Source organism: uncultured Stenotrophomonas sp. (assembly GCF_963519125.1).
In the GTDB taxonomy this organism is placed as follows: domain Bacteria; phylum Pseudomonadota; class Gammaproteobacteria; order Xanthomonadales; family Xanthomonadaceae; genus Stenotrophomonas.
In genome coordinates this window covers 73,323-82,445 of the sequence record NZ_CAUQLJ010000017.1, presented here as the reverse complement: position 1 = coordinate 82,445, position 9,123 = coordinate 73,323, and the positions used below count along the sequence as shown (strand labels likewise).

The window sequence follows — 9,123 nt, the reverse complement described above, 5'->3', positions numbered from 1 at the left end:
CGGCGGTGTTCAGCGGCTTGGGGTGGTAGGTCCAGGTCAGCACGTACTTCTTGCCGCGCAGGTCCTGGGTGCCGAAGTGTTCCTGCAGCGCCATCACGTGGGCCAGTTCCTGGCACGGGTGGGTGATGGTTTCCATGTTGATCACCGGCACCGGCGAGTACTTCGCGAAGCTGTTGAGCACGATGTCCTGGCGGTCATAGGCCCAGTCCACGAACTTCGGGAAGGCGCGCACGGCAATGATGTCGCAGTAGCGGCCGAGCACCTTGGCCACTTCGGCGATGTGCTCTTCGGTGTCGCCGTCCATCACGGTGCCCAGGTTGAACTCGATCGGCCACGCGTCCTTGCCCGGTTGCAGCACCACCGCATGCGCGCCCAGCTGGAACGCGCCCAGCTCGAAGCTGGTGCGGGTACGCATGGACGGGTTGAAGAACACCAGGGCAATGGACTTGCCCTTGAGCTGATCGCCCAGCTTGTTGCGCTTGAACAATGCGGCCTGGGTCAGCAGGGCATCGAGTTCGGGGCGGCTCCAGTCCTGGGTGTTCAGGAAGTGCTTCAGGGACATCGGGTGATCCTTTGAGGCGGGCGTTTAGAGGAAAGGGACAATGGAAAAAACGTACAGATGAAACTTTTCAGAACGTAGAAACGAAAAAACCCAGCCGGGAGGCTGGGTTTTCCGAACAGACAGCACGAAGCTCCGGTTACCCAGCGAAGATGTGGGGTTCCGGTCGGCGGGCACGAGACGTCATGCCCGTAGCCATACGGGCGGCGCTGGTGTCGTGCTGGAAGTCGGTGAGTTTCATGGCCGCCCATCTTTGCATGCGCTGGGGGTGTGCGCAACACCCGGGGTCACGGATTGGCGGCGCTGGCCTGCTCGGGGCCGACCCAGGGGGTAATGGACACCCGGATCTTGAGCCGGTTGCCGGGGTCTTCAGGCAGCCGCGAGCGGTACTTGGTGCCCTTGTAGACGTAATCGACGTCATAGGCGATCGGCCGGCGGAACTCGCGCCCGACCGGGATGATCCGGCAGTCGCGGGTCAGCAGCGGGCCGTTGTTGCTGGCCGGGGCCTCGGCCACCGGGGCCATCTCTTCCTCGGTGCTGCCGTCTTCACGCTTGAAGATCGAGCGGACCGAATCCATGAAACGGCCGAACCGGCCCTTCTCTTCCTGCGGCTCTTCACCGGTGACGTTGACCGGGGCCAGGGTCCGGGTCGAGACCGGCTCGCAATGTTCTTCGGTGCGGGTGGCCCGCAAGGTCTGGAACACCGGTTCCACATTCAACACCTGCGCGTAGTCGAACTTGACGTTCTCCACGATCACCACCCGGTTACGGACCTCGGCTTCCTGGGCGCACGCCACGGAGGCGGCGCTACCCAACAGGCAGGTCAGGGTCAGCAACGAAGCGGATTTCATTGGCAACAGGATTGGGGACAAGGGGGATAGTTTAGGCAGTGAAAGGCACAAGGGGCTGAACATTACCCGTCCGCGACGCATCTGCCCATCCCGGAGGGACCGATTCCGACCCCGCCCCGCCGCCGGAGCGCCGCAGGCGGCCGATGTGATCTAAAATCGAAGGCTTGCCCCTACTCCACCCGGCCCTACGCCCCCATGACCCTGCGCCTGCACAACAACCTGACACGCCAGCTCGAACCGTTCACCCCGCTCGATCCGACCTGTCCGACCCTGTATGTGTGCGGCCCTACGGTCTACAACTACGTCCATATCGGCAACGCGCGCGGGCCGGTGGTGTTCGGGGTGCTGGCCGACCTGCTGCGGCGCCGCTTCGGCGGGCTGCGCTACGCCCGCAACATCACCGACGTGGACGACAAGATCAACACGGCCGCGCGCGAGCAGGCGGTGCCGATTTCGACGATCACCGATCGTTTTGCCGCCGCCTACCGGGAAGACATGGCCGCGCTGAGCGTGGTGCCGCCGGACATCGAGCCGGAAGCCACCGCGCACATCCCGCAGATCATCGCGATGATCGAGCAGCTGATCGCCGCCGACCATGCCTACGCTGCCGAGGGCCACGTGCTGTTCGCGGTGGCTTCGTTTGCCGGCTACGGCAAGCTGTCCAACCGCGATCCGGAGGAGATGCTGGCCGGCGCCCGGGTGGACGTGGCGCCGTACAAGCGCGACCCGGGCGATTTCGTGCTGTGGAAGCCCTCCAGCGACGACCTGCCGGGTTGGGACTCGCCCTGGGGCCGGGGCCGTCCGGGCTGGCATATCGAATGCTCGGCGATGGCCGCGGCCCATCTGGGGCCGACCATCGACATCCATGCCGGCGGCGTGGACCTGCAGTTCCCGCACCATGAGAACGAGATCGCGCAGAGCGAGTGCGCGCACGGCGGGCAGACCTTCGCCCGGTTCTGGCTGCACAACGGCATGCTCAACTTCGGCGGCGCCAAGATGAGCAAGTCGATCGGGAATATCGAACGGGTCCACGACCTGGTCCGCCAGCATGCGCCGGAGGCGCTGCGCTATGCGCTGTTGTCGGCCCACTACCGGCAGCCGCTGGACTGGTCCGATGCGCTGATCGAGCAGTCGGTGCGCACCCTGGACCGGCTGTACGGCACCCTGCGCGACCTTGCCGACGTGGCCGCGACCCCGGCCATTCCGGCCGAGATCGAGGCGGCGCTGGATGACGACCTCAATACCCCGCAGGCGCTGGCCGAACTGGCCCGCCTGGCCGGCGAGGCGCGCCGTGCCGAGGGCTCGGACAAGGCCGCCCTGAAGTCGGCCCTGCTGGGTGCCGGGCAGGCACTGGGCCTGCTGCAGCAGGACCCCGCCGCGTGGTTCGGCACCAGTGGCGGCGACGCCGACGATGACGCGCGCATCCAGGCGCTGATCGACGACCGCAGCGCGGCCAAGGCGGCGCGCGATTTCGCCGGGGCCGACGCGCTGCGCCGGCAGCTGGACGAGGAAGGCATCGTGCTGGAAGACACCGCGCAGGGCGTGCGCTGGTCGCGCAAGCGATAAGAAGCCACCCGACCAGCGGTCGGGTGCTACCCACTTTTGTAGAGATTGCTGTGATCGACTCCCCGTTCCCCATTGAAGCCACTGCTGCCGAGGCGCAGGCCGCCATTGCCGAAGAGTTCGCGTTCTTCGGCGACTGGTCGGAGCGCTACCAGTACCTGATCGACCTGGGCCGCAAACTGCCCGCCTTCCCGGAAGAATGGAAGACCGAGGAGCACCGACTGCTCGGCTGCCAGTCGATGGTGTGGATCGTGCCGGAGGGCAACGCGGATGCGCTGCGCTTCCATGCGATCAGCGATTCGGCGATCGTCTCGGGCCTGATCTACCTGGCGCTGCGGGGGTACTCGGGGCGCTCGGCGGCGGAGATCCTGGCCACGGAGCCGACCTACATCCAGGACATCGGGCTGTCGCGGCACCTGTCGCCGACCCGCAGCAACGGGGTGGCGGCGATGCTGGCGTTCATCCGTGAGACCGCAGTGGCGCAGTCGGCGTCGTGAGTTCCCCTGCCCCGTCCGAGCCCGCCGAAAGCGCGCTGGGCCTGCTGCGCCGCCCGGGCTTTTCACTGCTGCTGGCGTACCGGATCCTGGCGATGCTGTCCTACCAGATCGTGGCGGTCACGGTCGGCTGGCATATCTACGAAGTCACCCGCAATCCGTTCTCGCTGGGCCTGGTCGGGCTGGCCGAGGTGCTGCCGTTCTTCTGCGTGGCGCCGTTTGCGGGCTACCTGGTGGACCACCTGCCGCGCCGGAATCTGGGCATGGTGGCGTGCAGCGGGCTGGTGCTGACCGCGGTAGTGCTGACGGCGGTGGCCGAGGGCTGGCTGCCGTTCAACGGTGTGTGGCCGATCTATGCGGCGGTGGCGATGACGGGCATGGTCCGGGCGTTCCTGTCGCCGATCTACAACGCGCTGTTTGCGCGGGTGCTGGAACGACACCAGTTCGCGCGTGGCGCGGGGCTGGGGTCGGTGGTGTTCCAGGCGGGCATGGTGGTGGGCCCGGCGCTGGGCGGGCTGCTGGTGGCCTGGGGCGGCAAGAGCCTGTCGTATGGGGTGGCGGTAGTGGCGGCGCTGGCCGCGCTGGGCTGCCTGGCAACGTTGCGCGTGTCCGAGCCGGTGCACACCGGTCCGGCCGCGCCGATCTTCAAGAGCATCGCGGAGGGCGGCCGCTTCGTGCTGGGCAACCGGATCATGGTCGGGGCGATGGCGCTGGACATGTTCTCGGTGCTGCTGGGCGGGGTGGTGGCGATGCTGCCGGCGTTCCTGCACGAGATCCTGCACCACGGTCCGGAAGGTCTGGGCATCCTGCGCGCGGCGCCGGCGCTGGGCTCGGTGTGCGTGGGCCTGTGGCTGGCGCGGCGGCCGCTGCAGCGCCACGCGGGGCGGGTGCTGTTGTTCGCGGTGGCCGGGTTCGGCCTGTGCGTCATCGGCTTCGGGCTGTCGCACAGCTTCTGGCTGTCGGCGGTGATCCTGCTGTTCTACGGGGCCTTCGACGGGGTGTCGGTGGTGATCCGCTCGACGATCCTGCAGCTGGCCACGCCGGAGGAAATGCGCGGTCGGGTGTCGTCGATCAACGGCATCTTCATCAGTTCGTCGAACGAACTGGGCGCGTTCTATGCGGGCACCATGGCGAAGTTCCTGGGCCTGGTCCCGGCGGTGGTGCTGGGCGGTTTCGCGGTGTTGAGCGTGGCCGGGATTACGGCCTGGAAGAATCCGACCCTGCGGCGGTTGAATCTGCGCGACCTGCAGTAGCAGGGAGCCCCTTTGCACCAGATTGCGGGCGTTCCGGTAGAGCCGGGCCCTGCCCGGCTGCTGTTGGATTCAGGCGAACAGCCCTCGGCTGAGACGTTCCCTGGTGTGGGACCGGCGGGCGGGGGGTACGGGACACGCCTTGAATCTCCCGTTAGGCTCGGGCGGCACATCCATGTGCCTTCACGGTCCCGTACCCCCCACCCGCCGGCCCCGCGATAGCGCGTCGGAGGCCAAGGGAGACGCGTAACGCCGGGCTCTGCCCGGCTGCTCTTTCTCACCGCCTCGCGACCATGTATGGGGGCGGCCGCCGGGTAGCCCCCGGAGAGACGCTAGAAAACATGGTTGTTTTCTAGCAGCCCCCATGGATGGGTTCACGGCGTGTCTCGGAGCGGGGCTGCCCGGCGGCCGCCCCTGCACGTATGAATTGAAACGCTGCTTTCGGCGACCAACAAAAAACCCGGCCGAGGCCGGGTTTTTCGTGTGCATCAGTTCAGCGCGGCAATCAGTCGCCCTGCTGCTTCTGCATGTGTTCCCAACGTTCCTGGGCGTCGATGGTGCGTTCGGCGGTCAAACGCGCTTCGAGGCGGTCCAGGCCGATTTCTTCGCCGGTGTCGACGCAGTAGCCGTACTCGCCGTCTTCCAGGCGCTTGAGCGTGCTGTTGATCTTGGAGATCAGCTTGCGGTAACGATCGCGAGTGCGCAGTTCCAGCGAGTTTTCGGTCTCACGGGTGGCGCGCTCGGCTTCGTCGCCGATGTCGCGCACTTCTTCCTGCAGGTTGGCGATGGTCTGCTTGGATTCTTCGATCAGCTCATTGCGCCAGGTCTGCAGGCGCTGGCGGAAGTACTCCAGCTGCAGCGCGCTCATGTACTCCTCTTCCGCGCTCGGCTTGTAGCCGGCCGGCAGGATCGGACGGCCAGTGGCCTCGTCGGTCTTGTATTCCACCACTTTCACCTTGGTGCGCGGGGCCGGTGCAGCCGAACGGGCGGCCACGGCCACGGCGACCTTGCCAACCGGACGCGACACGGGCTTGGGAGCGGATTCGGATTTCACGGGAGTTTTTGCAGGCGATTTCGAAACGGGCACGGGATTCTTGTTTTGCGGGGCCTTCGGCGCGGGGGCAGCCGCTACCTTCTTCGGCGCAGCGGCCGGAGCGGGAGCAGGCTTGGCCGCGGCCTTGGCCGGGACAGACTTGGCCGGCGCCGGCGGTGCCGGCTTCGGTGCGGACTTCACTACGGGTGCTGCAACCGGCTTGGCAGCCGGCTTGGTGGCGGCGGGCTTGCTGGCCGGCTTGGCCGGTGCAGGCTTGGCAGCCGCCTTTTTCACCGGCGCGGACTTGGCCGCCGGTGGGGTCGTTTTCTTGGCCGTGGTCTTGCTGGCGGGTGCGGCGGCCTTTTTCACCGGGGTCTTGGCGACCGGCTTCCTGGCTGCTGCAGTCTTGGCGACGGCCTTCTTTGCGACAGGCTTGGCGACCGGCTTCGGCGCGGCCTTCTTCGCGGGCGCCTTGGCCACCGGCTTTTTGGCAACCGCCTTCTTCACCGGCTTGGCCGGCGCCTTGGCGGCCGACTTCTTCGCAGGTGCCGGCTTGGCGGCCGGTTTTTTGGCAACAGGCTTGGCCGCCAACTTCTTTACAACGGGCTTGGCGGTTTTCTTGGCGGCCTTGACGGCCTTCTTTGCAATTTTTTTAGCAGCCACGAAACGCTCTTCCTTGGTTTCCCCGGGGCCCGGGAAAGCGGGCCTTTATAGCCTACCCGACCAGCAGCAGCAACCTCTTCACCCACTCCGTTCAGGCCTGGAGCATGGCGGGGGTTCCCGAGCTGCGCAGTTCGGAACCTGACCCGGCGATGGCGCCGGGGCGGCCCGCCGCGCCTGCGCGCGGACGGGTCCAACACCCCATCCTGCGACAAATGCGGCCTTCATGCCAACTGCTCTAAGATTGGGGGGTGATCTCCCACCTGCTCATCGCCCTGTTGCGCTTCTACAAGCGCTTCATCAGCCCCCTGCTCGGGCCGCGCTGCCGGTTCGTGCCCAGTTGTTCTGAATACGCCATGCAGGCCATCGCCACGCATGGCCCCGCACGCGGCAGCTGGCTGGCCGCGCGCCGGCTGGGGCGCTGCCATCCCTTCCATCCCGGTGGCGTTGACGAGGTGCCGCCGCGCACCACGCGCGCCGATTGCCGCTGCACAGGAAAACACTGAAATGCCCTCCACGCTCATCGTCAACGCCCGCATGGTCAACGAAGGCCGCGTCTTCAACGGCGACCTGCGCATCGAAAACGGCCGCATCGCGCAGATCGGCAGCGGCCTGCAGCCGCAGGACGGCGACAACGTGGTCGACGCGGCCGGGCGCTGGCTGCTGCCCGGCATGATCGACGACCAGGTCCATTTCCGCGAACCCGGCCTGACCCAGAAGGGCGACATGGCCACCGAGTCGGCCGCCGCCGTGGCCGGGGGCCTGACCAGCTTCATGGACATGCCCAACACCAACCCGCCAACCCTCAACGCCGCCGCGCTGCAGGCCAAGTACGACGCCGCCGCCGGTCGCGCGCGCGCCAACTACGGGTTCTACATGGGCGCCAGCAATGACAACCTGGCCGACATCAAGCTGATCGACCCGCTGACCACGCCGGGGGTCAAGGTGTTCATGGGCGCCTCCACCGGCAACATGCTGGTCGACAATCCGGAAACGCTGGACGCGATCTTCAAGTTCGCGCCGACCCCGATCATCACGCACTGCGAAGACACGCCGATGATCGACGCCAACGCCAAGGTGTATGCCGAGAAGTACGGCGATGCCCTGAGCGCCGAGCAGCACCCGGACATCCGTTCGCGCGAGGCCTGCCTGAAGTCGTCGGTGCTGGCCGTGTCGCTGGCGAAGAAGCACGGCACCCGCCTGCATGTGCTGCACATCTCCACCGCCGATGAGCTGTCGCTGTTCGAAAAGGGTCCGCTGGTCCGCGCCGACGGCAGCCGCAAGCAGATCACCGCCGAAACCTGCATCCACTTCCTGCGTTTCGACCGCAGCGATTACGCGCGGCTGGGCAACCTGATCAAGTGCAACCCGGCGATCAAGGAAGCCAGCGACCGCGAGGCGCTGACCCGCGCGGTGGCCGAGGACGTGATCGACGTACTCGCCACCGACCACGCCCCGCACACCTGGGAGGAAAAGCAGAAGCCCTACCCGCAGGCGCCGTCGGGCCTGCCGCTGGTGCAGTACGCGCTGGTGGCGGCACTGGAACTGGTGCATGAAGGCAAGCTGGAGATCACGCAGGTCGTGCAGAAGTTCGCGCACGCCCCGGCCCAGCTGTTCGACGTGAGCCAGCGCGGCTACCTGCGCGAAGGCTACTGGGCCGATCTGGTGCTGGTGGAAGACGTGCCGTTCACCGTGAAGCGCGAAGACGTGCTGTCCAAGTGCGGCTGGTCGCCGTTCGAGGGCATGACCTTCCGCTCGCGGATCGCCTCGACCTGGGTCAACGGCCAGCTGGCCTGGGACGGCACCCAGCTGGTGGGCGCGCCGAACGGCCAGCGCATGAGCTACGACCGCTGATGCGGGCACGTGTACTGGGCCTGGGCCTGCTCGCGCTGGCCCCGGTCGCGCTGCTCGGCCTGCTGCCCTCGCCTGCCGTGGCGCAGGCCGATGCGCGCGTGGTGTTCCCGGCCAGCGCCTCGCAGGGCGCGATGGTGATCGGCAAGGTGCCGGCCGGCAGCGTGGTCCGCTATGACGGGCGCACGCTGCGGGTGAGCGGCTATGGCAGCGTGGTGTTCGGGATCGGTCGCGACGCCAATGGACCGCTGCAGGTAGACGTGCAGCGGCCGGATGGTGGCAGCGAAACCGTGAGCATCGCGGTGACCCCGCGCGACTGGCCGGTGGAGCGCGTCAACGGCGTGCCGCCCAAGACGGTGAACCCGCCGCCGGCGATTGCCGAACGGATCAAGCGCGAACAGGCGCAGGTCACCGCCGCGCGTGCGCGCGACGACAACCGCGCCGATTTCGCGCAGGCCTTCATCTGGCCGGTGCAGGGTCGGATCAGCGGTCGCTTCGGCAATGCGCGGGTGTACAACGGCCAGCCGGGCTCGGGTCATTCCGGCATGGACATCGCGGTGCCGACCGGCACGCCGGTGAAGGCACCTGCCGCAGGCGTGGTGACGTTTGCGGGCCCGGATCTGTATCTGACCGGCGGCACGCTGCTGCTCGACCACGGGTTCGGGATCAGCTCGAATTTCCTGCACCTGTCGCGGATCGACGTAAAGGTCGGCGACCGGGTCGAACAGGGCCAGGTGATTGCCGCGGTCGGCGCAACCGGCCGCGCGACCGGCCCGCACCTGCATTGGGGCATGAACTGGTTCGACACGCGGATTGACCCGTTGTTGGTGCTGGAGCGCGGGAAATAATTCCGGCGCGTCGC

The 9,123-nt window shown here is 67.3% G+C and carries 9 protein-coding genes; 6 read left to right on the top strand and 3 right to left on the bottom strand.

Annotated elements, in window-relative coordinates; genetic code table 11:
- Positions 1-562: N-acetylornithine carbamoyltransferase (locus RYM47_RS14965; protein WP_315388838.1), on the bottom strand; the 562-nt coding region annotated here is incomplete at its 3' end.
- Between the two features lie 284 nt (positions 563-846).
- The gene (locus RYM47_RS14960) at positions 847-1,410 is read right to left on the bottom strand and encodes a hypothetical protein (protein ID WP_315388837.1); all 564 of its coding nucleotides are present in this window, start codon (positions 1,408-1,410) and stop codon (positions 847-849) included.
- A gap of 195 nt (positions 1,411-1,605) precedes the next feature.
- Between RYM47_RS14960 and cysS the strand changes: the two genes are divergently transcribed.
- Genes cysS through RYM47_RS14945 form a run of 3 tightly spaced genes read left to right on the top strand, consistent with a single transcriptional unit; the run spans position 1,606 to position 4,720 of the window.
- Positions 1,606-2,976: a cysteine--tRNA ligase gene (cysS, locus tag RYM47_RS14955; RefSeq protein ID WP_315388836.1), complete on the top strand. Its 1,371-nt coding sequence runs from the start codon at positions 1,606-1,608 to the stop codon at positions 2,974-2,976.
- 50 nt (positions 2,977-3,026) lie between these two features.
- Positions 3,027-3,470, top strand: a complete 444-nt coding sequence (locus RYM47_RS14950) for a SufE family protein (RefSeq protein ID WP_315388835.1) — start codon at positions 3,027-3,029, stop codon at positions 3,468-3,470.
- Positions 3,467-4,720, top strand: coding sequence for an MFS transporter (locus tag RYM47_RS14945; protein ID WP_315388834.1), 1,254 nt, complete (start codon positions 3,467-3,469; stop codon positions 4,718-4,720). The genes RYM47_RS14950 and RYM47_RS14945 overlap by 4 nt, the downstream gene beginning before the upstream one ends.
- A 502-nt stretch (positions 4,721-5,222) precedes the next feature.
- Here RYM47_RS14945 and dksA read toward each other — a convergent pair.
- Complete coding sequence (gene dksA / locus RYM47_RS14940; protein WP_315388833.1) at positions 5,223-6,413, bottom strand: RNA polymerase-binding protein DksA; 1,191 nt, start codon at positions 6,411-6,413, stop codon at positions 5,223-5,225.
- Positions 6,414-6,661: 248 nt separating this feature from the next.
- Here dksA and yidD point away from each other — a divergent pair, with 248 nt between their 5' ends.
- From yidD to RYM47_RS14925, 3 genes are read left to right on the top strand one after another with little or no spacing between them, the layout of a single operon-like run.
- On the top strand, positions 6,662-6,916 hold the full coding sequence (gene yidD, locus RYM47_RS14935; protein ID WP_315388832.1) for a membrane protein insertion efficiency factor YidD: 255 nt from the start codon (positions 6,662-6,664) through the stop codon (positions 6,914-6,916).
- Between the two features lies 1 nt (position 6,917).
- A complete protein-coding gene (locus RYM47_RS14930; RefSeq protein ID WP_315388831.1) occupies positions 6,918-8,264 on the top strand; it encodes a dihydroorotase in 1,347 nt (448 codons plus the stop codon).
- The gene (locus RYM47_RS14925) at positions 8,264-9,109 is read left to right on the top strand and encodes a M23 family metallopeptidase (protein WP_315388830.1); all 846 of its coding nucleotides are present in this window, start codon (positions 8,264-8,266) and stop codon (positions 9,107-9,109) included. Before RYM47_RS14930 ends, RYM47_RS14925 begins: the two co-directional genes overlap by 1 nt.
- Positions 9,110-9,123: the final 14 nt, after the last annotated feature.